This is a genomic window from Flavobacterium sp. Root186 (genome assembly GCF_001428525.1).
In the GTDB taxonomy this organism is placed as follows: Bacteria; Bacteroidota; Bacteroidia; order Flavobacteriales; family Flavobacteriaceae; genus Flavobacterium.
Genome location: NZ_LMHW01000011.1, coordinates 328,654 through 351,413, shown reverse-complemented (window position 1 = coordinate 351,413; position 22,760 = coordinate 328,654). Strand labels below are relative to the sequence as shown.

The window sequence follows — 22,760 nt, the reverse complement described above, 5'->3', positions numbered from 1 at the left end:
AACTGAAATATAGAATTTAACAATTTTAGACAAGAAAGACGTTCTTAAAGTAAGAACGTCTTTCTGCAATATATATACTAATTCTAATAATTAAACTTGTTTATGCTTTTACATAGGCATCGTCATGTACGCTTGCCACAGCTCTACCAGAAGGATCGTTCATGTTTTTGAATGCTTCATCCCACTCTAAAGCGATTTTTGTACTACAAGCGACACTTGCTTCCTGAGGAACGCATAATGCTGCAGCATCGCTTGGGAAATGTTCTGTAAAAATAGAACGATAGTAATATTCTTCTTTTGAAGTTGGCGTTTGTAACGGGAATTTAAATCTCGCATTAGCCAATTGTTCATCCGAAACTTCTCTGCCTACTACTTCTTTCAAAGTATCGATCCAGCTGTATCCTACTCCATCAGAAAATTGTTCTTTTTGTCTCCATGCAACACTTTCGGGAAGCATATCTTCAAAAGCTTTACGAACCACCCATTTTTCCATTGGATGCTCTTTGTTGATCATTTTATCTTGTGGGTTGATGCGCATGGCAACATCCATAAATTCTTTATCCAAGAAAGGAACACGCCCTTCGATTCCCCACGCTGCTAAACTTTTGTTGGCACGTAAACAATCATACATGTGAAGTTTACTTAATTTACGAACGTTTTCTTCGTGAAACTCTCTAGCATTTGGTGCTTTGTGGAAATATAAATATCCTCCAAACAACTCATCTGCACCTTCTCCGGAAAGAACCATTTTGATTCCCATTGATTTGATAACTCTCGCCATTAACCACATTGGAGTTGAAGCTCTTACTGTAGTTACATCATACGTTTCCAGGTTGTAAATTACATCACGAACGGCATCTAAACCTTCTTGGATTGTAAATTTAATTTCGTGGTGAATGGTTCCGATGTGTTTTGCAACAACCTGTGCCGCTGCTAAATCAGGAGAACCTTCTAATCCAACTGAAAAAGAGTGCAATTGCGGGTACCAAGCATCTGTAGTATCATCTGACTCAATACGTTTTTGCGCAAATTTTTTGGCTACAGCCGAAGTAATAGACGAATCTAAACCTCCTGAAAGTAAAACTCCGTAAGGAACATCACTCATTAATTGTCTGTGAACCGCTGCTTCCAGAGCTTTTTTGATTTCTGGAATACTTGTTTCGTTATCTTTAACTGCATCATAATCAACCCAGTCTCTTTTGTACCATTGTACAAATTCACCATCTTTGCTTGATAAATAGTGTCCTGGAGGGAATAATTCAATTTTTGTACAATATCCTTCCAATGCTTTCAATTCTGAAGCTACATAAAAAGTTCCGTGCTGATCCCAACCAATATATAATGGAATAATTCCCATGTGGTCACGAGCTACAAAATACTCATCTTTATCAACGTCATAAATTGCAAAACCAAAGATTCCGTTTAGTTCATCAACAAAACTTACTCCTTTTTCTCTGTATAATGCTAAAATAACTTCGCAGTCACTTTCAGTTTGAAAGTTATATTTTCCTTCGAATTGTTTACGCAGGTCTCTGTGATTGTAAATTTCACCATTTGCAGCCAAAACCAATTTTTTATCTTCTGTAAATAAAGGTTGTTTTCCTGAAGCCGGATCTACAATAGCCAAACGCTCATGAGAAAGAATTGCTTTATCATTACTGTAAATTCCGCTCCAGTCTGGTCCGCGGTGACGAATGATTTTTGACATTTCTAATACTTGAGGTCTTAAGGCTTCGGCTTTTTGCTTTATATCAAAGGCACATACAATTCCGCACATAATTTTATATTTTAAACTTTTAAATTTTATTTTGATAGGGCAAAGATGAAGTATTAGTTATAATTGAAAAACACAAATAGCTATTTCAGTTACAAATTACAATCATAAAATCATTTTTACATATTAATTGTAAAATTTAAGCATCAAAAAATGCCCGAAACTTATAAATTTCAATTTTGAAGGTAAAATGTGAGTAAAATAGAAGGTTTTAAAGAATTCTTTGAATTAAATTTTGAGATACTTCAGAATCATTAAAGATATTTCAAAGCTAAGACAGATTACTGAATTGAATAATGATTTTTCGCAATATTGTCGAAACTACTCAACGCTTTCTATTGTATAATGCGTTTTATTAATCTCAAACTGAAACCCAACTTTATTCCCCATTAAATGGTTTCCTAAAGGCGACTGTGGAGAAAGCGCAATAACATTAATTCCGTCAATTGCAATTTTTGGGAGCGCCACACTTACATATAAATAGATTCCGTTTGCTTTTACCAAACTGCCGGAAATAATGTTTTCAGTATTTTTAGAAGAATCAATTTTATCTAAAACTGCTTTTTGAGTTATCGCTTCTTTTAATTTATTGGTTAGTTTTTCCTGTTCAATATGCATCATCGACAAAGCTGTTTCATGCTTATCGCCCGCCGAACCTTTGGCATCGTTTTTAGAATCTTCTGTCAATCCCGAAATCATGTCTTTAAAAACATCGATTCGGTCTTGGACCATTTGTAAATAATGAGAATGTATTTTTTGTTTGAAAGTCATTTTTAAAGGTACTGAGGTTCTGAGGTGCAAAGGTGCAAAGGTTTTTTTGGTGTCGCAAAAAAATAGCCACGAATTCACGAATTTACTCCAAAAAATTCACGAACTCATGGCTAAAAAAAAGGCACTTTTTATATTTTCTATAATCTTTGTACCTTAGAATCTTAACTTAAAACCTTAAAAATCGAATTTATAATTTCCTCCTACTAAAACCTGGAAGCCCTGAACTGGGTAATTCAGCCATCTTTCATAAGCCTGATTTCCGATATTATTTAATTTTAAGAAGAACGTTAAACGCTCATTATATTTATATCCTAAATGTGCATTGGCATCAAAATAACTTTTTAAAGTGGTAATTACAGGGTCAGTTCCAAGAGCCAGATTTGACTGCATATCTTTACGTTCTCCAACATAAAACACATTTAAACCGGCATACCATTGCTGTGTAATATTCACATCCAAGTTTGAACCTATTTTTAGTGATGGCAAATTCCATGCTTCTAATCCATCTGTTTTGTAACTATTAAAAGTTCCATTGATTCCAAAAGAAACATTTTGAGAGAAATCAGCTTTTAATTCTCCGTAGAAACGGAACGTTCTAACATCGTCGTAAACTACACCAAACGAGTTTCCAAAACCATAATTTTGGTTCGAAAAATCTTCTGTATAATCATTGCTTTTAAACAAGGCTTTATCTTTTTCATTCAAATAAGAACCGGTTAAATTATAACTCACATTATTGGCCAATTTCCCTTTCAATCCGGCAAAAACAGTGTATTGGTTACTTGTTGGTCTCATATTTAAAGTTGGAGACAAAAATGGGTTTTCAGTTACAAAATCAGCATACGAGTTTTGGTTTAAACTTCCGTTTACTCCTGTATAGAAAATCATTAAATCACCAACCAGTTTGTATGACGCATTTACTTTTGGATAAATATAAAACTTGTTTCCGCTGTTTTCAGAGTCCAAAGCATAAAATAAACCAGCACCTAATTCTAAAGTCCAGTCGTTTTCATGAACCACAAAACTTGGTTCAATTCCAAAATTTGTCAAACTGTATTTTAAAGGCTCAACATTATCCCAAGCATAATTATGTTCAAACGAACCGCTAACGTGATCTACAATAATATTAGTATTAATTGCCTGATCCATAACATCCACTTTAAAAGTAGGTTTTAGATAAAAACGATTTTCTGAAGAAGAAAAACTGTCTGAGAAATGCGTAAATCTTGTCGAAATCTTACTAAAAATACCTTCATTAAATTCGGCATTTCCGCCTAAAGAAATCGTGTTGTAAGAATGATTCGGATTAATTCCTCTAATTAAATCTTCCTGCGTTCCCGGTGCCAGAGTCATTCCAAAATCAGCCGGTAAACCATACCAATTATATACTTGGTTTTGATAGCCCAAATCAACTCCCCACGACATATCACGATTTTTTACACCGTAACCAATATTTAAACCTGTATCATAAAATTCATCATTAAGATTTACATCTTTAATTCCACCTTGAGAAGAATGATGACGCAGCATTCCTGCCAAATAATCATTGTTTCCTAGATCCTGTGTTACAAATAATTCAGCATTTAGCGTTCCGTAATTTCCAACTCCAAGCGTTGCATAATTATTAAACAATCTTTCTTTTTTAGATTTATCCACAGCTTGTGCATTTCCTTTTGACGGCGTAAAAGTCGAAGCCACCGGAACAGACAAAATACTATATTTAATAGTTTCTTTCGGCTGATTTCCTGCATCGTCCAACGAAGGTGTTTCTTTCACTTTAAAAGCATCGGATATGGTTGGCGAATAAGGTTTTACTACGTTTACCGTTTCGGTTCCAATGCTTTCATTCTTTTTAACCTGCGAAAACGAAAGCTGGCAGACAAATAACACTAGTAAAATGATGATTTTATTTCGGCACTTAATTTTCATATTTATATTTTTTTAGAGAAAAGAAGAAAGAAACAAGAAGAAAGACTTCTCTTTTTATTTCTAGTTTTTCTCTATATATTTTATTTCCTAATATCTTTACTCTTTCTTCTATTTTCTAATCTCTACGCTTCCCACTCTCCTTTTGCAACAAACTGAGCTTTTCCTCCAATATTAATATCAAACTGGTTCTCGGTTAATTTCCCTTTAAAAAAAATCTGAGACGGACGTCCGATATAATCTCCCTGATAATTCGTTAATTCAAATTCAGGTTTATGGTATTTTAACAGAAAAGCCTCCAAACACGTACTTGCACTTCCTGTTGCGGCATCTTCTACCAATTGATTGTGTTCAATACACAACATTCGGCTAAATAATTTTGAACCTTCCAGATAATAAAAATACAAGCCTCTATGGTCTGTTTTACAATTATTCTTCATCCATTGATCTGCTTTATCTTTATCTAAAACCAGATTTTCCAACGCTCTTTTACTGCTTAATCCAACCATTACAAAAGCGCTTCCGGTTGTAACTTCCTGAATTGGAAATTGATTTTCAAAATCTTCTTTTTTCAGATTACTGAATAATGTGAAATCTTCTTTTGAAAATATATCCCAAAATTTGGGCTGCGCTGCTTTTAGCCAAATTAAATCTTCTGATTGCTGGATTTGAATTGGCCCAATCGGAACATTTAATGTTATATTTTCAGGCGAATTATCAAATATTTTATTGATCAAAACCCATGAAGTTCCAATTATCGGATGTCCTGCAAACTGCATTTCGTGAGCCGGTGTAAATATTCTTATTTCTGCTTTATTATTTTCTCTGTCTAGTTTGGTTATAAATGTGCTTTCTGCGAAATTAATCTCACGCGCTATTTGCTGCATTTCTCCTGAACTTAAATTCCCAGCTTCTAAAAAAACCGCCAGCTGATTTCCTGCATATTTTTTATCAGCAAAAACATCAACTATATAAAAAGGTAAACTCATTTCTTTCTTTTTTTCTTTTTGAGAATAGAACAAAGAGAAAAGACTTTTCAATCTTGCTTCTGCATCTTTCTTCTTTTCTACTCTCTTTTCTTATTTATTAATCGACGAATTCGTTTTAGACTCCTCTAACTTAATCGCACTCAACTCTTTTTTCGCTTCTTCGACAACATCCGGATAATCTGTAAAGTTGCTGATTACGTTATCCAGAATATAAGTTGCCTGATAGCTGTCTTTTAATCCGTAAAAGTTTTTCGCCATTAAAACCAATCCTTTTGCTCCGTAATATTTGTAAGCAGAATAGCTTTTTGCCAGTTTTTGAACTGCTGTGTTAGACGCATCAAATTTCCCTTCTTTTGTTTTAAAATAAGCATCATAATACAACGCTTCTGCTGCTAATTCTCCTTTTGAAGTTGTAGACAGTTTTGCATACGCTGCTTTTGCTTTATCTTCATCTCCGGTTTGAATTGCCGCACGCGCTACAATAATCTGTGCATCGGCTTTTACATTTGCATCTGATTTTGGATTAGCTAAAACTTTATCTGCTGCAATAACCGAATTGTCATAATCTTTTTTGTCATAATAACATTTCATCAGATTGGCCTGAGCAAAGTTTTTGTTTTGCGGATAATCGGCTTCGCTTTCTAAACGAACTAAAACCGGAATCGCTTTATCACAATCTTTAGCTTTCAAATAAATCTGAGCCAATCTGTTTAAGGCTTGTTCTGTAAATTCGCTTCTTGGCTGATCAATTACATATTGATAATTCTGAATTGATTTAGTTTCCGAACCTTCAGCATAATACAATTGTGCCAAATTGAAATTAGCTTCTAAAGCGTGTAATCCCGAAGGAAATTTACTTACATAACCTGCAAATCCTGTAATCGCTGCTTTGCTGTTATTTTGACTGTATTGTTTGTTAGCGGCGTCGTAAGTATCGTTATCTAACTCAGCATCTGTAACTGAAACGAAATCTAAAGTTCGAACCCAAGTTGCATATTCATCCACTTTTCCTGAATCAACATAAATTAATCTTGCTGTCGAAACTGCTTCAAGAGCTTCCGGCGTTTTTGGGAACTCGGCCGCTACTTTTTTGAATTTTGTCAAAGCTTGTTCGTCACGATCAGAGTTGTAATAAATCAAACCTTGTTTCAAAATAGATTTTGAAGTAAAAGATCCGTTTTTGTATTCCGAAATCAGCTGATCAAAAGTCTTAATTGCTAAATCGTTCTTTTTATCGGCCACATATGTATTTCCTAATTCGAATAAAGCATCATCACGATATTCTGATTTTTTATACATTTTTAGGAAGTTATTCAGCTCATTGATTTTCTGATCGTTTTTAGACATAAAACCATACGAAAGTGCTTTTTGAAACTGAGCATAATCTGCATCAACACTTTTTGCGTCCATTGCTTTTCCGTAAGCTTCATTTGCCTGAGCATATTTAGAATTCACAAAACGTGAATCCCCTAAACGTAAATACGAATCATTCAAACGAACTTTATCTGAAGGAGAATTATCGATTTGAGCCTGAAACGAGTTCGCCGCCTGATCGTATTCTTTCAATTTAAAATACGTGTAACCAATGTTATAATTGATGTTTTTGTATTCGTCTGTAGTTTTTGCCGCAGCAAGTCCAGTAAATTGTTTATACGTCAATAATGCATTTTGAAAATCATCTGAAACATATTCTGTTTCTGCTTTCCAGAATGTTGCACGAGCTGTAAATTCAGGTATTTTTTGTTCGCTTATGGCACTTTTAAACATTTTTCCGGCTTCAGAATAATTCGATTCATTGAATAATTCAACCCCTCTGTAAAAAAGCACTTTTTGATACGCCGCTTTGTTTTCGGCACTTCTGTTTTTTTCTAATAAGGCTAAAGCTTCTTTGTAATTTTTAGTCGAAATATAAGAGTCAACTAAAAGTTTTTCTACTTCTGTCCTGCTTGAATTGTTTGGGTATTTTTTTAGGAAATCAAGTAAAATTCCCGGAACGGTTTGGTAAGCGTTTCCAATATCATAACTCACTTTTGCATAATTCAGTGCTGCATCTTCCTGAATTTGTGCATTGAAATCCATTTCTGAAGCATTTTTAAATGCGTTCAAAGCTTCTTGTTTTTTGCCTGTATTTAAATAACTTAAACCTAAATGATAATACGCATTTTGGGCTACGAAATCTTTTCCTTCAATAATTTTATTGAATTGAGAAATGGCTTTTTCGTAATTTTTCTGCTCATAATATGCATAACCTAGCTGGTAAAAATCGGTGTTATTCCATTTTCCTTTTTTTCCCGCATATTGCTCCAAATACGGAATCGCTTTATCGTATTGTTTTAAATTGAAATAACTTTCTCCAATAATTTTGTTCAATTCTGATTTTTCCATTTCATTTGATTTCGCCATTGCTTTTTGGCCCAAATCGATTGCTTTTTGGAAATTTCCAAGTTTGAAATTCATATCGGCTTGATAATACGAAAGCTTTTCTTTGTATTTTTCTTCACCCGAAACCTCATCAAAATATTTCGTTGCTTCTTTATAATCGTCTCCTTCATACGCCATAAATCCTAAATAATATTTGGCTTGCGAACCAAATTCAGGAGAATTTACGACTTTATTAAAATAGGTTGTTGCTTCTTTTTTCTTTTTAGCAGTAAAATAGCTGTATCCTTTTTGGAAATTAAATTTATCCGAATCTGATTTGCTCATGTAACTTTCGTCAACCTTGTCAAACCATTGTAAAGCTTTTGGATAATTTCCCTGTTCGAAGAAATATTGTGCCACTTCAATATAAGCCTGATTTTGTTTGGTACTTGTTGGATAATCTTCAACGAATTTTTCCATCAAAGCATCGGCATTTGGCTGATTGGTTCTAATGGCGCAATTGGCGATATAATAAGCGCAGTCTGATTTTACTTCTTCTGTTTGTGCCGTATTATTTTTTACATACTCAAAAATATGTTGTGCCGAAGCGTATTGTTTATCGTTATATAAAGCCTGTGCTTTGTCAAAATCCTTTAAATCGTAAGTATAAATAGCTGATTTTTGTGCCGAAACTATGGTCGAAGTAAGGATAATTTGGAATAAAAAGAACCAGGAAAGTCTATGCATTTTAGTTGTATTTAGTATTCAAATTTATCATTTTATACCGTTTATAACGAAACGTTTCCTGAATTTATTATGAATAAATGTTTTAATCGCAATTATTAAACAGCATATTAAACCCCAAAAGATTGGTTCTCAAACTTTCCGGAAATATTTTTCTTTGTTACAATTAAAACAACACCTCTTTTATATTTGCCACAGATTTCACAGACTTTCACAAATTGAAAAATTAATTTTCTCAAAAAACAATAAAATCATTATAATCCTTTAATCTGTGGCTATTTTTTGAAATTTCTCACAGAAATGATTGAAATTTATTTTGAATCCAGTCGTTATCTTATTACTTTTACCATTCAAATCAATTTTATTATGTCAGAAACCGTACTATCTCTTAAAGAAGTCACTATATATCAAGAAGGAAGAAAAATTTTATCTCATATTAATTTAGATGTCCAGCATGGTGAATTTATCTACATCATTGGGAAAACAGGTTCCGGAAAAAGCAGCTTTTTAAAAACTTTGTACGCTGATTTACCTTTAACAGAAGGTGAAGCTCATATTGTTGACTTTGATTTGGCAACTTTAAAAGAAAAAGATATTCCGTATTTGAGACGTAAAATCGGTATTGTTTTCCAGGATTTCAAATTACTTCCAGACCGTTCTGTTCAGGACAATATGCTTTTTGTTCTTAAAGCAACCGGCTGGGTTGAAAAAGAAGCGATGGAATACAAAATCGACGAAGTTTTGGATAAAGTTGGAATGAAAGATTTCCTTAACAAAATGCCTCACCAGCTTTCTGGCGGAGAACAGCAGCGTGTTGCAATTGCAAGAGCTTTACTTAACGATCCTGAGTTTATTTTAGCCGATGAACCTACAGGAAATCTTGATCCGCAGACAAGTTCTGAGGTTTTAGAAGTATTAAAAAACATCAACGCACTTGGTAAAACCGTTATCATGGCAACTCATGATTATGCTTTATTGATGAAATTCCCTTCTAAAACATTAAAATGTGAAGATGAAAGAATCTTCGAAGTGGTTCAAAGAAGCGTATAAATCTTAAACTTTTTTTAGAATAAAAATATCCTGATAATCAAACAAGTCATTAACCGCTCTGTTTGACCAGGTTCCGTATATCTTATTTTCTAATTTTAACTGGCTCTTTTTAACCATCTCAAAAAGTAATTCTTCTTTAAAAGCAATATTAGCAGAAGGAACTTTTTCATTCATTAATCTGTAATTTTCTTTTTGATAAGGAAAACAGAAACCTTTATTTTCTTTTGAAATGTAATTTTCATTTTGATCATCATAAATAAAGAAAGTCGAAAGACATTTTCCATCAGTTTTTAAAACTCTGTAAATTTCATTCAGATAGTTCTGAATTTCTTTTGGCTGCATATGAGTAAAAACCGAGAACAGAAAAACGGTATCAAAAGAATTGTCTTCGTAAGGAAATTTAAAATTCTCTGCCTTTTGATTAGTTAGATTGTATAAATCATTATTGAGCGAAATGTGCTGAAAATTAAAATTAGAGAAATCTTTGCTGATGTTTTTTCTGCACCAGTCAATTCCTTTTTTTACAACATCAAAACCTTCGTATTTTCCTTTTTTTGACAAATACTGCGTTAATGGTACCGCAGCACGGCCAATTCCGCAGCCAACATCTAATACATAATGATCAGGTTGCAGCGATGTATATTCTTTTAAGAGTTCTAAATGATGTTTTCCTTGAGACAAAAAATCGCCGGAACCAATAAAGATGTCTCCTTTTTTAGGCACATATTTGTTGTTGCTTCTATTTAAAGAATTCCAAAAATCAGCAGGAAAATAATAAATCTTACGAACCAGAAATCTTGACTTTGGAGAAATAGCATAATAAAGAGACCTTAAATTCATTTTTGATTTATTATTTTAATAAAAAACATTTCCTTTACAAATATATTTTAAAAAAGAGAATAAATGCTTTCTATTTTAATTCCGGTTTACAATTACAATGTGTTTTCGCTTGTAGAAGAACTTGCTGAACAATGCCGTTTTATTGGAATTAATTTTGAAATTCTATGTCAGGACGATGCCTCAAATTCTGTACTGAATAAAGAAAATAAAAAAATAAATACGCTACAGAATTGCTCTTTTGTTTCTTTAGAAAAAAACATTGGATTAAGTTCTAACAGAAATCTTTTAGCATCAAAAGCACAATACCAAAATCTCCTTTTTATTGATGGCGATTCTATCGTAATCAACCCAAATTATATACAAAACTATTTAGATAATGCACCGGATTCAGATATTGTATATGGAGGCCGAATTCATCCCGAAAATGTATATTCAGACAAGCAAAAATTACGCTGGAAATACGGACGTTTAGTAGAAGACAAAACTGTTTCTCAAAGAAATACTGCTTTGTATAAAACTCTGATGTTTAATAATACATTAATTAAAAAAGATTGTTTTAGAAAAATAACATTTGATTCTAATTTAATTAAATACGGACATGAAGATACGCTTTTTGCATATCAGGTAAGTCAATCTCATTTTAAAGTAAAACATATCGAAAACGCGATTCAACACGGCGATATCGACGAGAATCTTATTTATATATCTAAAGTAAAAAACAGTTTAGAGAACCTGATTATTCTTGATCATAAAAAACAAATTGATCCTGATTTTGTAAAGATCCTGCGTATATACCATTTACTGAAACGCCTAAAATTACGTTATCCGGCAAGTTTATTCTTTAAAACTTTTAACACATTAATTTTAAAACAGTTAAACTCTAAAAATCCTTCTTTAATACTCCTTAATATTTACAAGTTAACGTATTTGTGCAGTATAATAACAAATTAAAGATTCTCCAGTAAACTACTCCATTGTTTCATAACAGGATCAAGCTGATATTTTTGCATACTTTCTTTTGATGCTGCGCCAAATTTCATTCTCAATTCTTCGTTTTCAATTAAAAAAGAAAGTTTTTCAGAAAATAAATCTAAATTTTCATTCGGGATTAAAAAGCCATTTTCGTTATCTGAAATAATGGATCTCGGGCCTGAAGGACAATCATAAGAAATACTGGGAAGACCTAAAGACATTGCTTCTATTAAAACCATCGGAAATGCTTCAAATCGCGAAGTCATAACTAAAATGGAAGATTCAAGATATTTCTCCTCAATGTTTTTTACAAAATTGAAAACATTTATTGTGGAAGTTAATCCCAAATCAATAACAATATTGTTTAACGAATCAACTTCATCTGTATAAATATCTAAAATCCAGTCTGGATGTTTTTGTATCGTTTTTTCCCAGATTAGCAGCGTTCTGTCTAAACCTTTTTCATACGAATTTCTTGCCACGGCAATAACCCGTTTGTTTTTTAAAGCTGCAGAATTTTCGGTTTTAATCCAGGAAGGATTTGGAATTATTGCTGCATTATCAATATGCCAATCTTTTACATTTTCGGGAGATAAAACGACTGCTTTAGTGTATTTTCCAGCGCCAAAATCTTTGAACAGGTATTTTAGTTTTAGAAGATATTTTGAAAATATATCTGTTTTAAGTGATTGTTCTTCAATAAATTTAGAAGAATGAATCTCCAAAACAATTGGAATTTTTGTATTAACAATTAATGGTAAAATAAAAGCTTTCAAACCATTATCAGTAACAAGAATTACATCTGGTTTTATTTCCTCTATTTTTTGTTTTAACTGCTTTTTATACGAGTTTAGAAAATGAAAAACATTTCCTTTCAAAATCATATTATGAAAGATGACTTTAGAATTAAAGTCATAAAAAGGCAAATCTTCTGCTTCGTTTTGAGCTAAAATATGCACTTCGTAACCAAAGTGTTCAATAAAATAATTGGCTTTAATGGACAAAACTCTCGCAACGCCGCCAGCATTTTTTATTTTTGGAACAATATAAAGCAGTTTCATTTTTTAGAATTCAAGAAAGTTTCATAATCCCGAATATAATCTCCTTCTTCAAAAACATCTGAAGCCAAAACCAGACAAACCGCACCGGAAGAAAAGTTTTCTAACTCTCTCCAAATTCCTTTTGGAAGATACAATCCAACATTAGGTTTATTGAGTAAATAACTTTTTTTGTCTTTTCCGTCATTTACCGTTACTTCAAAACTTCCGCTTAAAGCGATCAAAACTTCATGCTGTTCTATATGCGAATGTCCGCCGCGAAAAGCACTGCTCGGAACATCAAAAAGATAATAAACACGCTTAAATTCAAAAGGCAGAACTCCGTTTTGAATAAATGCCAAATTCCCGCTCAGGTCTTCGACAACCGGAATTTTAAGTAATGAAATATCTTGAATTGTTGTCATATTTTTAATGTGCCTGTAACAAATTTAACCATTGCTGTCCAATTTTTTCTAATAAAAATGGCTCAATACTTTTTAATGCATTTTTTTTACAATGCTGATATAAACTTTCATCAGCCATAAATAAATTCATTGTTTCTGTTAGTTTATCCCAATTTTGATTCTCAACCAAAATACCATTTTCAAAAGAAGTAATCATAACTCTTGGTCCAAAATCACAATCAAAAGAGACAACTGGAGTTTCGCAGGCTAAGGCTTCTAAAATCACATTTGGAAAACCTTCATTTTTACTGCATAAAACTAAAAATTGAGCTTTCTGTACATATTTAAACGGATTATTTTGATACCCTAAAAGATGAACAAACTGGGAAACATTATTTGCTGCAATTGCATTTTTGAGTTTTGTTTCGTCGCCATTTCCTATAATTATCAAATGAATCTGTTTTTGAGACAAATGAGATTTGCTGTAACTTAAAATCAGTTTATCAAATTGTTTAATCTCATTTTCATATTGGCCAATTGCAATTATGAAATCAAATTCCAACTCAATTTTTTCATCTTGTTTTTCCTTAATTTCTTCAAGATTTACCGGATTATGAATCGTAATTACATTTTGAAGTTCATGTGTACTTTCAATCAACGTTTTCATTTCATCTGTAATCGCTACATTGGCGTAACAATGATTGTACATTAATCGTGTCAGCCATGATTTTCCTGGCATATAATGATCGATTAAAAAACTGTGAACAGTAAAAATAGTTTTGGCATTGTATATAAATCGGGCTAAAATTAGTTCCTGTAAAATTTTTGTCCGAAAACGAAAATCAATAATAAAATCAAACTGATTTTGGTTTAAATATTCTCTTAAAACCTTTAATCTTTTTACTTTATTATACAATCCGTTGCTTTTGTTTTTCAACAATCCTAAGTTTATCAACTTTCCTGAATAAGGGAAACTAACTTCATCTAAAACAATAATAATATCAACTTCAAATCCCTGTTTTTCAAAAAAAACAGACAAATTTGCCATTACTTTATCGCTTCCGCCTCCGCTTAAACGATAACCAATAAGAGCAATTTTCTTTTTTTTGTGAGATGATATCATTCTTGATTTCTTATTTTCGTATCAAATATATAACTCTAAAAACAATATGCAAGATAAATCAATAGTGAGCATTATATGCCTGTGCTATAACCATGAAAAATTTGTTTTGCAGAGTTTATTGTCTGCTCTAAATCAGGGTTATCCATTTATTGAATTGATAATTGTTGATGATTTTAGCACTGATAATTCGCGAGAAGTTATAAAAAACTGGATTATAGATTATCCTGAAATTCAATTTATTGAAAATGAAACTAATTTAGGAAGCACAAAATCCTTTAATAAGGCTCTGAAACTTGCTAAAGGCGAGTATATTATTGATTTAGCATGCGATGATATTTTATTGCCAGACTGTGTTTCATTGCAATTAAAAGCCTTTGATAAAAATCGCTTTAAAAATCTTGGAGTTGTTTATGGAAATGCTGAATTAATCAATGAAAAAGGGGCTTTTTATTCTTATTTTTTCCCGGTAGATGAATTCAAAAAAACAATCGAAAAAAGAGAAACCGGAGACATTTATTTGAGTGTAATTTCGGGAGGAAATAGTATTTGCTCTGTTTCATCAATGGTTAAAAAATCAGTTTTTGATGATTTACAAGGTTATGATGAAAATCTGGCCTATGAAGATTTAGACTTATGGATTCGTGCTTCACGTAAGTATGATTTCGATTATATAGATGAAATTTTAATAAAAAAACGAATTACCACAACATCTTTAGGAACTCATTTTCATATCAAAAACGATTTAAGATCCAAAAAAATCAATTATTCTACTTATTTGATTATCAAGAAAGCAATCCAATTAAACAGAACAAAAAAAGAGCATAGAACTATTTTAAAACGAATACATTTTGAAATGTTTTTAAACTTTAAAACATCTAATTATAAACTTCTTTTAAAATATCTTCTATTAGAAATAAAACAACGAATTAAAATCTTTTAGATGGCTACTTGTAATTATTTGCTGGATTCTGCCTAATTAAATCGTCAAAAAATCATCTAATTGCTGTTTTTCTCCGCTCCAATCCCGAGAAATATTACTTCGGATTAATTTGGCGGGAACCCCACCTATTAAGATATTTTCGCCAAGCGAAGTATAATCTTTGGTACACAAACTATTTGAGGCAACGGTGCAGAAATTTGCCGTTTGAGTTCCTTTTAAAACAGAAACCCTGTTGCTCATAAAATTATAATTTCCGATATTAATTGGAGCAGATTTTTTAAGTTTTTCTCCGGTTTGAGTATCAATTAAATCATGGAAATTGGTGTCAATAATCTGCGATTCAGAACCAAAACGGGCATAATCACCTAAAACAATTTTTTCGACGCAGATTAATTTTCCGCTGGAAGCGAGAGAAGCCATGTTTCCAAGTTCGCAAACAGCATTTTCTCCCACAAAAACAAAGCAATCTTTGCCAAATTGGAACTTTCCTTTAAAAATTAATTTTCCTAAAATATTGATTTCAGCAATTCCTTTATGAACAGTATTCAATTCATAAGGCTGGCCAAAGCCAATCATTCCTTTTTGGATTTTTCCATTTAGTTGAATTTCGCCATTAATTGAAGTGAATTTTACTTTTCCGTAAAAGAAAACAGGCAGTTTTTTGGCGGTTTCAAAAGGAAACTTCTTAAAATTAAAATACAGCGTTTTAATCCAGTTTACCTTACAGTAAAACTTTAGTTTATGATAAAATGAGCGGCATTTTCTATAACTATTCTGAATCATTATTCTCTTTTTTTCGCTGAACAAATGACGTAAATATTTCGCTTAAATTCATCTTTTTATCAATATGATACAAACTAAAACCGAAAGATACCAAAATCATAACCGATAATAAACCATATTTTAAAACCGATGTTTCGATAAATTGAAGTAAAAATGAAACTGTACAAATTATAAAACAAACCAGGTAAATTTGATAGAATTCAGTTTCAAAATAGAAATTATGTCTTTTTTTAGTAATAATTTTTAAGCCGATAAAATGACATAAAAAATAAAGGCAGAAACTAAAACCTAAACCTTCCAATCCGTAAAAATAATACCCTAAAACATTCATTACTAAAGATAAAACATTAAAACCAACTGCAGTTTTTATAAACATTTTAGAATCGCCTTTTGCAATTAAAATAAATCCCATTGCCCAGGAAACGGCACGAAAAATCATTCCTAAAATTCCAACACAAATCATGGGTAAAATAGCTTCAAACTTTAATGTATAAAGCAACTTAACGATAACTTGGCTGAAAGCAAGAAACAAAACAATAATGGGCGTTATAATCAAAACAGAAATAAAAGCCTGCTGCTGTACGCTTATCCTAACTTTATCATTATCAGAGTTTATAGATGCTAATTTTGGAAAATAATCTGTACTCATAACCGTAAAAATGATTCCCACATAAGAGTTTAATAACGTAAATCCGGCGTTATAAAATCCTACTTGTTCCAAGCCTCCGGTTTTTCCAATATAAATTTGAATTAGATAAGCTGTCAAAAGCGTTAAAACACTGCTTATGGTGAGCATAAAACCTAATTTTACAATTGATTTGCCTTCGGTTACAAAGACTTCTTTTGTCATTTCTCCTTTCTTACTTTCTACTCGTACTTTATTTGAATAATAAAAAGAAAAAATTAATGAAGATACTGACGCAAGCAAGATGGTTGGAATTACAGCATCGATTTTAAAATAAATATAAAGCGGAATTGAAAACAATAATCCGAATAAATTTCCATAAAAATTAGCTTTGGCTAAAAATTTTAAATGTCTTAAACCTTGCAAAACAGCTAATTGTCCAGAAGATAATTGTTTGAATAAAATAGTAAGAGAAAGAAATATAAACGAATACGTTTTGCTCGAGTCGCCAAAAGTAAGGATACTCAAAGCTTTTGAAAAAATTAAGGTCAAAACCATTCCTAATATTCCGGTAAAGAGAACAATTCTTTTTACGATTCGAATTGTTATCGAAACCATTCGAATATCCTCTTTATTGAAATTTTCTGAAATACTTTTTACAGCGCTGGTTTCAATTCCAAGACCAGAAATACTGCTTAAAACACTCAAAGTCGAATTTAGTAAAGCGATAATTCCCATTCCGGCCGGACCTATAAAAACGGCAATTAATTTGGTGCGGATTATTGAAATTAAAATCGAAAAAAACTGAACGCCTCCGAAAAGTGAAGTTGTTTTTAAAATCTGTTGATATGATTTTTTGCTATCAATCACGAATTAATACTGATTTAGAATTTCGATAATATAATTTACTTCCGTTTCTGTTAAAACAGGACTCATTGGCAGACTCAAAACTTCATTGTGAATCTTTTCTGTAATAGGAAATGACAGCTTATTCCAGTCTGGAAATGCATTTTGTTTATGCGGCGGAACCGGATAATGAATTACGGTTTGAATATTATTTTTGGTCAAATACTGTTGTAAATGATCTCTTTTTTCAGTTCTTATAACAAACAAATGAAAAACATGATTATTTGAAAAATCCCAAAATGGTAATTCGATTTTATCATTTTTTATTTCAGCCAAATAACGTTTTGCAACTGCTCTTCGTTTGGCATTATCAGCATCTAAATTGGGCAGTTTTACATTTAAAAATGCGGCTTGTAATTCATCTAATCTTGAATTTATGCCAACATATTCGTTATAATATTTTTTCTTCGAACCATAACTTCGAAGTGAAAACAACACTTTTGCTAATTCAGGATCGTTCGTAGTAATTGCACCGCCATCACCAAGACAGCCTAAATTTTTTCCAGGGTAAAAACTATAAGCAATTGCAGAGTTTGAATTATTAATTGTTAATTGTTGATTATTAATTGCTCCGTGTGACTGGGCTGCATCTTCAACTATTAAAAGATTGTTTTGTTCTGCAATTTCCTTTATTTTATCCATTTGGGCTAATTGTCCGTAAAGGTGAACGGCCAAAATGGCTTTTGTTTTTGATGTAATTTTTTCAGGAATTAAACTTGGATTGATGTTATAAGTTTCTAATTTCGGTTCAACTAAAACCGGAACTAAATCTGCTTGTAAAATGGATAAAATACTTGCAATATAAGTATTTGCAGGAACAATAACTTCATCTCCTTTTTTGAGTTTTCCCAGTTCAATATAACCTTTAAAAATCAAAACCAAAGCATCAAAACCATTGCCTGCCCCAATGCAATATTCAGTATGGCAATATGCTGCAAAAGCTTTTTCGAAGGTTTCTGTTTCTTTTCCTAAAATGTACCAGCCATTGTCTAAAACCAGTTTCAGTTTATCCTGAAAGGCAGTTTCATATGGTTCATTAATTTTTTTTAGATCTAGAAACGGTATCATTTTATATCTAATTTATAAAAATCCTGATTGTAAACTTTACAGCCTAATTCTTCTTTTTGTTTTAGAAGACCAGAATGATAGCCGGATTTATTTTCTTCATTTACAATTCCCATATCAAAAAAATGTTTTCCTTTTCGCTTATATCGGTGAATCAAATTAATGAATAAAAAATCCAAAGCCCGCGTTTCTTCTCCTTTTTTAGATGTTGCGCCATATTGTGATTTTATTACATTTTGAGTTTCAAAAATGGTTATTCCGGCAATAATTTCATCATTTTGATAAACTGAAAATTGCTTGATGTTTTTTGGGAATCGCTCTTTTAAAAGTGCTATTTCTTCTTTTGAATGAACTGGTTTTTCATTAAATTTTTCTAATAATCTCGGTTCTAAAACTTCATTCCAAAACGGTTTAAAATCTTCTTCTTCAATTATATCCAAATCGAGATTTTCAATTCTCCTAAAATGTTTTAATTTACTTTTCGAAATTTTTAGAGGCGAATTTAAATTTGCTGCCAAATTCATTTCTTTTCGTTCTAAAACAGCTCCTCTTTTAAATAAAAAAAAATCAAGTTCCTGATTTCCTTCGGGAAAATAAAAAATCGGAATGGGTTTGTAATAGAAAGTTATAATCGCGTTTTCTTTCAAAAATAATAAAATAGAATCCAGAATCGACTCTGTTTTTTCGGCATTTAATTTAGAAGAAAAAACCAACCCTCCATAAGTAAGTCCCTGATGCGAATAAATCGAGTTTTCTTTTTTATTGGCAGGAAGAATGGCCCGTAATTTTTCTTCTTCAAAAATTAAAAGGGAAAAGTCTTCAAAACGATCCTGATGATATTCCATAAAATCACGATGAAATAAAAACGTTGCATTTTTGGCCTGAACAATAAAGTCATTCCATAATTTGTAATCGTTTTGATCGTATTTTTTTACGGTATATTTATTCATTTTTGGTGTTTGTTCTTTTGCCGCCAATTTCACTAATTTTCACGAATAAAAGCCGCTTAATGAAATTTTAATACAAAAGAAATTCGTGAAAATTAGTGCAATTCGTGACAAACAAAAATCTTTATTTATGCTCAAAAGCCGGAAGATACCATTTGTATTTTACCGCTAATAAACGAACTGAAATTATTATCACGGAGGTTACAAGGTACAAAACATCATCTTCTAAATTTAATTTCTTAAGTACAAAGAATACGATACCGCCAAAAATACAAATTGTTGCGTAGATTTCTCTTCTAAAAATCGTTGGAATTTCGGTACACAAAATATCACGTATTACACCGCCAAAACAGGCTGTCATTGTTCCTAATGCAACACAAATTACAGGATGAAGACCTGTTGTAATTCCTTTTTCGAGGCCAATTAAGGTAAAAACTCCCAAACCTATTGTATCAAACAAAAAAAGGGAAGTCCTTAATTTATCAAACTTTTTTCTGAAAATAATAGCCAGAAAAAAACCTAAAATAATGACATAAACATATTGAAGATTCATCATCCAGCCTACTGGAGTTCTTCCAATTAAAACATCACGAAGCGTTCCGCCGCCAACAGCAGTGACAAAAGCAATGATAAAAACCCCAAACGGATCGAGTCTTTTATGCATCGCTGTTAATGCGCCAGACATTGCAAATGCCATCGTGCCAATAATATCTAATAAGTGAAACATTTTTTAAGGTGCAAAAAATTAAAGGTGCAGAGATACAAAGATTAAATTAATTGCAACTCCTCAATTTGTTATTTTTTTGTGTAAATAGGGCTTCTTTTCAATAAATAGGTAATCGAATCCATCCAGCTGTCTTTTATTGCCAAAAATGGTTTTCGAGTCTGCGAATATATTTTTGCGGTATTTTTATACATGTCAAAATAAACTGTGTAATAGTAATAAACCTGTGTGTTTGCAGTTGTTGTCGTAACATCATTGGTTTTAACCTTTTTATTATTATCACTTATTTTTGCATTTCCGCTGCTGTAAGTTGTGGCAGTTGTTCCTGAATTCATGGTGTATGAGACTTTTGCTGCCACAATATTATCGACTCCAAGTATTTTTTCAAGGTCTTCAATTGGTGTTTCATCAATATTGTTGTGATCTATTCCCGCTTTATGCAATAAACTGTTCGTCGTTCTTAAATCCTGAACCGTGAGCGGAAAAATATTCGACGATTTATCGATCAATTTATTGTAAAGATCATTCTGGGCGAATTTCGCCATATCTTCTGAGCTTTCCTGTGTATCTGAATTTAAATAAGGAACCGGAAGTACAGCAATAGTATTCGGCTTCGTCTCCGTTGCTGCAATAACCGTTGAGTTTGAAGATGAATTATTCCCCTGAGTTACATCAAAAGTCTGAGAGCGTCCGCTTGCAAAATCGATTCTGGCTATTTGCGAAACATCGAGAGATATTACCAGAGTTTCTCCGGGTAAAGAATATTCAACCGTTTTATCAGACATTTTACTTATTGTACCTTCAATAATCTGATAATCTCTTTTAATAATTTTATCTAGTTTTTTTCCGCCCTGAGCAAAACTAAAAACAGACATAAAAAACAGCAATAATACAGCAGTTAATTTTTTAATCATCATATCATTTAGAATTTAATTTATAATCCGGATTTTCCACGTCTGATAAATTTATAAAATTTAAACGAATAATTAACACCAAGAAACACAATGAATTAACCCTCAGCAATTCATTACATATGCTGCGTATAGAAATTGTAATCTTTTAAAACTACCCTGATAAAATCATTATTATTTCCTGATTGATTTTTGATTCCGGTTACGCCTTCAATTTTTGCAACCAGTTTATAGATAATTTCATGATCATTTTTAGTCAAGGCACTTTGAAAAGTTTCTTTAATAATTCTCATATCATTATCAGATAATTTAATTACCAAAGGATAAGTTGGCACATAAGCTTCGCCTATATCTTCTAAGATTGTATGGCTTATATTAATTTTGTTTTTTAAAGTAATTACAGCTGTTCCGGCTGCCATATCTCCTAATCGCTGCGATTTTTTACTCGAAGCCACCGCAATTAAACCAATCATTCCGTTGAATAAACTAAAATCAATTATTCTAAAAAACCAACGAATTAGATAATCGCCAAAACCAGCCTGATAACCGTCTATTTTTACTACTTTTATTTTTACCAGTTTTTTTCCAAAGGACTGTCCTTCAAAAATACTTTCTAAGGTTATGGAGTAAATAATTAGCGGGAAAAATAACACCAAAAATATTGCTCCTCTGGACCAGGTATCTAAATTTGTCATTAACCTATCAATGTCCATCCAGTAAAAAAATATCCAAATAATGACGAATATATAAGAAAGTTTAATACCTAAATCGATGAAATAAGCGCCTAATCGCTCGCCTACAGAGGCAGCGATAAAATTTATTTTAACATTTTGTGTTGTGTTAATAGATAATTCTGACATATTTTATATTTTAGCCCTCAATGAGAGAAGTTGCCTTTATAAAACAAAATAAAGAAAAATGGCTGGAATTTGAGCTAGCTATTTTCGGTAAAGCTAAGAAAAATCCAGACGAATTAGCTAATTTGTACATTCAATTAATGAATGATCTTTCCTATGCGCAAACTTATTACCCTAAAAGTAAGACAGTTATCTATTTAAATCATTTAGCTTCACAGATTTATCAAAAGATTTATAAAACAAAGCGAACGGAAAAAAACAGAATTGTAGAATTTTTTAAAATAGAAGTGCCGCTTTTGCTTTTTGAGTACAAAAGATATTTGTTATACGCTTTTATCCTCTTTTTTGCCACTGTTGCAATGGGTGTCGTTTCTGCACGCTATGATCAAAATTTTGTTCGATTGATATTAGGCGACGATTATGTCAATATGACTTTAGAAAATATCAAGAAAGGAAACCCAATGGCCGTTTACGGCTCTGGTTCTAACTGGGGAAGCTTTGTAGGTATTACAATGAACAATCTTTATGTAGGTGCAAAATGTTATATGTACGGAATTATAGGCGGAATTGGAACGTTTTATGTTTTTCTTCAAAATTCATTAATGCTTGGTTCTTTTCAATATTTCTTTTACGAGCAAAATGTTTTCTGGAAAAGTGTCCGCGGAATCTGGATTCATGGTTCTATGGAAATTTTTGCCATTGTAATTGAGTCTGCTGCCGGATTTATTTTGGGTGCTTCTATCCTGTTTCCTAAAACGTATTCAAGAATTAATTCTTTTAAAATTGGCTTTAAAAACAGTTTTAAAATATTTTTAAGTACTTTTCCTTTTACTATTAGTGCCGGTTTTCTTGAAGGATTTATTACGAGATATTCTATCGATATGCCCAACTGGTTAAGCAGTTTTATAATATTATTTACTTTAGGAATAATTTCATTTTATTACTTGGTCTACCCTTCTATTGTTTACAAAAAAGTACATAAATTATCAGCCAAACCGAATTAATTAAAAC

20 protein-coding genes are annotated in these 22,760 nt (G+C 31.8%); 4 read left to right on the top strand and 16 right to left on the bottom strand.

The genetic code is table 11. The features are described from left to right. Window positions 1–100 precede the first annotated feature (100 nt). From asnB to ASD98_RS10615, 5 genes are all read right to left on the bottom strand, one after another. A complete protein-coding gene (asnB, locus tag ASD98_RS10635; protein WP_056204066.1) occupies window positions 101–1,777 on the bottom strand; it encodes an asparagine synthase B in 1,677 nt (558 codons plus the stop codon). A 318-nt stretch (window positions 1,778–2,095) separates the two neighbouring features. Continuing rightward, window positions 2,096–2,545: a hypothetical protein gene (locus ASD98_RS10630; RefSeq protein ID WP_056204063.1), complete on the bottom strand. Its 450-nt coding sequence runs from the start codon at window positions 2,543–2,545 to the stop codon at window positions 2,096–2,098. 174 nt (window positions 2,546–2,719) lie between these two features. Then, on the bottom strand, window positions 2,720–4,474 hold the full coding sequence (locus ASD98_RS10625) for a hypothetical protein (protein WP_056204060.1): 1,755 nt from the start codon (window positions 4,472–4,474) through the stop codon (window positions 2,720–2,722). Window positions 4,475–4,596: 122 nt separating this feature from the next. Continuing rightward, complete coding sequence (locus tag ASD98_RS10620) at window positions 4,597–5,460, bottom strand: PhzF family phenazine biosynthesis protein (RefSeq protein ID WP_056204401.1); 864 nt, start codon at window positions 5,458–5,460, stop codon at window positions 4,597–4,599. 90 nt (window positions 5,461–5,550) lie between these two features. Beyond that, window positions 5,551–8,568: a tetratricopeptide repeat protein gene (locus ASD98_RS10615; protein WP_056204056.1), complete on the bottom strand. Its 3,018-nt coding sequence runs from the start codon at window positions 8,566–8,568 to the stop codon at window positions 5,551–5,553. 363 nt (window positions 8,569–8,931) lie between these two features. On the opposite strand from ASD98_RS10615, the gene ASD98_RS10610 reads away from it, so the two are divergent. Continuing rightward, the gene (locus ASD98_RS10610) at window positions 8,932–9,615 is read left to right on the top strand and encodes a cell division ATP-binding protein FtsE (RefSeq protein ID WP_056204398.1); all 684 of its coding nucleotides are present in this window, start codon (window positions 8,932–8,934) and stop codon (window positions 9,613–9,615) included. Between the two features lie 3 nt (window positions 9,616–9,618). Here the strand turns inward: ASD98_RS10610 and ASD98_RS10605 are convergent, their stop codons facing one another. Then, window positions 9,619–10,455 carry a class I SAM-dependent methyltransferase gene (locus ASD98_RS10605; protein ID WP_082577831.1) on the bottom strand — a complete coding sequence of 279 codons (837 nt, stop codon included), beginning with the start codon at window positions 10,453–10,455 and terminating at the stop codon, window positions 9,619–9,621. A gap of 63 nt (window positions 10,456–10,518) precedes the next feature. On the opposite strand from ASD98_RS10605, the gene ASD98_RS10600 reads away from it, so the two are divergent. Beyond that, on the top strand, window positions 10,519–11,406 hold the full coding sequence (locus ASD98_RS10600) for a glycosyltransferase (RefSeq protein WP_056204053.1): 888 nt from the start codon (window positions 10,519–10,521) through the stop codon (window positions 11,404–11,406). Here the strand turns inward: ASD98_RS10600 and ASD98_RS10595 are convergent. From ASD98_RS10595 to ASD98_RS10585, 3 genes are read right to left on the bottom strand one after another with little or no spacing between them, the layout of a single operon-like run. Beyond that, window positions 11,403–12,488: a glycosyltransferase family 4 protein gene (locus ASD98_RS10595; protein WP_056204050.1), complete on the bottom strand. Its 1,086-nt coding sequence runs from the start codon at window positions 12,486–12,488 to the stop codon at window positions 11,403–11,405. The two genes, ASD98_RS10600 and ASD98_RS10595, sit on opposite strands and share 4 nt — an antisense overlap. Then, the gene (locus ASD98_RS10590) at window positions 12,485–12,889 is read right to left on the bottom strand and encodes an FdtA/QdtA family cupin domain-containing protein (RefSeq protein WP_056204047.1); all 405 of its coding nucleotides are present in this window, start codon (window positions 12,887–12,889) and stop codon (window positions 12,485–12,487) included. Before ASD98_RS10590 ends, ASD98_RS10595 begins: the two co-directional genes overlap by 4 nt. Before the next feature lie 4 nt (window positions 12,890–12,893). Then, the gene (locus ASD98_RS10585) at window positions 12,894–13,991 is read right to left on the bottom strand and encodes a glycosyltransferase (RefSeq protein WP_056204044.1); all 1,098 of its coding nucleotides are present in this window, start codon (window positions 13,989–13,991) and stop codon (window positions 12,894–12,896) included. 46 nt (window positions 13,992–14,037) lie between these two features. Here ASD98_RS10585 and ASD98_RS10580 point away from each other — a divergent pair, with 46 nt between their 5' ends. Beyond that, window positions 14,038–14,931, top strand: coding sequence for a glycosyltransferase (locus ASD98_RS10580; RefSeq protein WP_056204041.1), 894 nt, complete (start codon window positions 14,038–14,040; stop codon window positions 14,929–14,931). Window positions 14,932–14,967: 36 nt separating this feature from the next. Here ASD98_RS10580 and ASD98_RS10575 read toward each other — a convergent pair whose 3' ends face one another. From ASD98_RS10575 to ASD98_RS10545, 7 genes are all read right to left on the bottom strand, one after another. Further along, window positions 14,968–15,714, bottom strand: coding sequence for a hypothetical protein (locus tag ASD98_RS10575; protein ID WP_056204039.1), 747 nt, complete (start codon window positions 15,712–15,714; stop codon window positions 14,968–14,970). Beyond that, window positions 15,701–17,209 carry an O-antigen translocase gene (locus ASD98_RS10570; RefSeq protein WP_056204035.1) on the bottom strand — a complete coding sequence of 503 codons (1,509 nt, stop codon included), beginning with the start codon at window positions 17,207–17,209 and terminating at the stop codon, window positions 15,701–15,703. Before ASD98_RS10570 ends, ASD98_RS10575 begins: the two co-directional genes overlap by 14 nt. Before the next feature lie 3 nt (window positions 17,210–17,212). Continuing rightward, entirely contained in the window at window positions 17,213–18,313 is a 1,101-nt protein-coding gene (locus tag ASD98_RS10565; protein ID WP_056204032.1) for a DegT/DnrJ/EryC1/StrS aminotransferase family protein, read from the bottom strand. Next, window positions 18,310–19,260 (bottom strand): FemAB family protein, encoded by a 951-nt coding sequence (locus tag ASD98_RS10560; RefSeq protein ID WP_056204392.1) that lies wholly within the window; start codon window positions 19,258–19,260, stop codon window positions 18,310–18,312. Before ASD98_RS10560 ends, ASD98_RS10565 begins: the two co-directional genes overlap by 4 nt. Window positions 19,261–19,381: 121 nt before the next feature. Next, window positions 19,382–19,984 (bottom strand): trimeric intracellular cation channel family protein, encoded by a 603-nt coding sequence (locus ASD98_RS10555; RefSeq protein WP_056204029.1) that lies wholly within the window; start codon window positions 19,982–19,984, stop codon window positions 19,382–19,384. A gap of 68 nt (window positions 19,985–20,052) precedes the next feature. After that, a complete protein-coding gene (locus tag ASD98_RS10550; protein ID WP_056204027.1) occupies window positions 20,053–20,898 on the bottom strand; it encodes a hypothetical protein in 846 nt (281 codons plus the stop codon). Window positions 20,899–21,008: 110 nt separating this feature from the next. After that, window positions 21,009–21,752: an RDD family protein gene (locus ASD98_RS10545; protein ID WP_056204023.1), complete on the bottom strand. Its 744-nt coding sequence runs from the start codon at window positions 21,750–21,752 to the stop codon at window positions 21,009–21,011. A 20-nt stretch (window positions 21,753–21,772) separates the two neighbouring features. Here ASD98_RS10545 and ASD98_RS10540 point away from each other — a divergent pair, with 20 nt between their 5' ends. Continuing rightward, a complete protein-coding gene (locus tag ASD98_RS10540) occupies window positions 21,773–22,753 on the top strand; it encodes a stage II sporulation protein M (protein WP_056204021.1) in 981 nt (326 codons plus the stop codon). The last annotated feature ends 7 nt before the right edge of the window (window positions 22,754–22,760 follow it).

Coding starts and splice junctions, on each gene's coding strand:
- asnB (WP_056204066.1), bottom strand. CDS start 1,777: ATGTGCGGAATTGTATGTGCCTTTGATATAAAGCAAAAAGCCGAAGCC.
- ASD98_RS10630 (WP_056204063.1), bottom strand. CDS start 2,545: ATGACTTTCAAACAAAAAATACATTCTCATTATTTACAAATGGTCCAA.
- ASD98_RS10625 (WP_056204060.1), bottom strand. CDS start 4,474: ATGAAAATTAAGTGCCGAAATAAAATCATCATTTTACTAGTGTTATTT.
- ASD98_RS10620 (WP_056204401.1), bottom strand. CDS start 5,460: ATGAGTTTACCTTTTTATATAGTTGATGTTTTTGCTGATAAAAAATAT.
- ASD98_RS10615 (WP_056204056.1), bottom strand. CDS start 8,568: ATGCATAGACTTTCCTGGTTCTTTTTATTCCAAATTATCCTTACTTCG.
- ASD98_RS10610 (WP_056204398.1), top strand. CDS start 8,932: ATGTCAGAAACCGTACTATCTCTTAAAGAAGTCACTATATATCAAGAA.
- ASD98_RS10605 (WP_082577831.1), bottom strand. CDS start 10,455: ATGAATTTAAGGTCTCTTTATTATGCTATTTCTCCAAAGTCAAGATTT.
- ASD98_RS10600 (WP_056204053.1), top strand. CDS start 10,519: ATGCTTTCTATTTTAATTCCGGTTTACAATTACAATGTGTTTTCGCTT.
- ASD98_RS10595 (WP_056204050.1), bottom strand. CDS start 12,488: ATGAAACTGCTTTATATTGTTCCAAAAATAAAAAATGCTGGCGGCGTT.
- ASD98_RS10590 (WP_056204047.1), bottom strand. CDS start 12,889: ATGACAACAATTCAAGATATTTCATTACTTAAAATTCCGGTTGTCGAA.
- ASD98_RS10585 (WP_056204044.1), bottom strand. CDS start 13,991: ATGATATCATCTCACAAAAAAAAGAAAATTGCTCTTATTGGTTATCGT.
- ASD98_RS10580 (WP_056204041.1), top strand. CDS start 14,038: ATGCAAGATAAATCAATAGTGAGCATTATATGCCTGTGCTATAACCAT.
- ASD98_RS10575 (WP_056204039.1), bottom strand. CDS start 15,714: ATGATTCAGAATAGTTATAGAAAATGCCGCTCATTTTATCATAAACTA.
- ASD98_RS10565 (WP_056204032.1), bottom strand. CDS start 18,313: ATGATACCGTTTCTAGATCTAAAAAAAATTAATGAACCATATGAAACT.
- ASD98_RS10560 (WP_056204392.1), bottom strand. CDS start 19,260: ATGAATAAATATACCGTAAAAAAATACGATCAAAACGATTACAAATTA.
- ASD98_RS10555 (WP_056204029.1), bottom strand. CDS start 19,984: ATGTTTCACTTATTAGATATTATTGGCACGATGGCATTTGCAATGTCT.
- ASD98_RS10550 (WP_056204027.1), bottom strand. CDS start 20,898: ATGATGATTAAAAAATTAACTGCTGTATTATTGCTGTTTTTTATGTCT.
- ASD98_RS10545 (WP_056204023.1), bottom strand. CDS start 21,752: ATGTCAGAATTATCTATTAACACAACACAAAATGTTAAAATAAATTTT.
- ASD98_RS10540 (WP_056204021.1), top strand. CDS start 21,773: ATGAGAGAAGTTGCCTTTATAAAACAAAATAAAGAAAAATGGCTGGAA.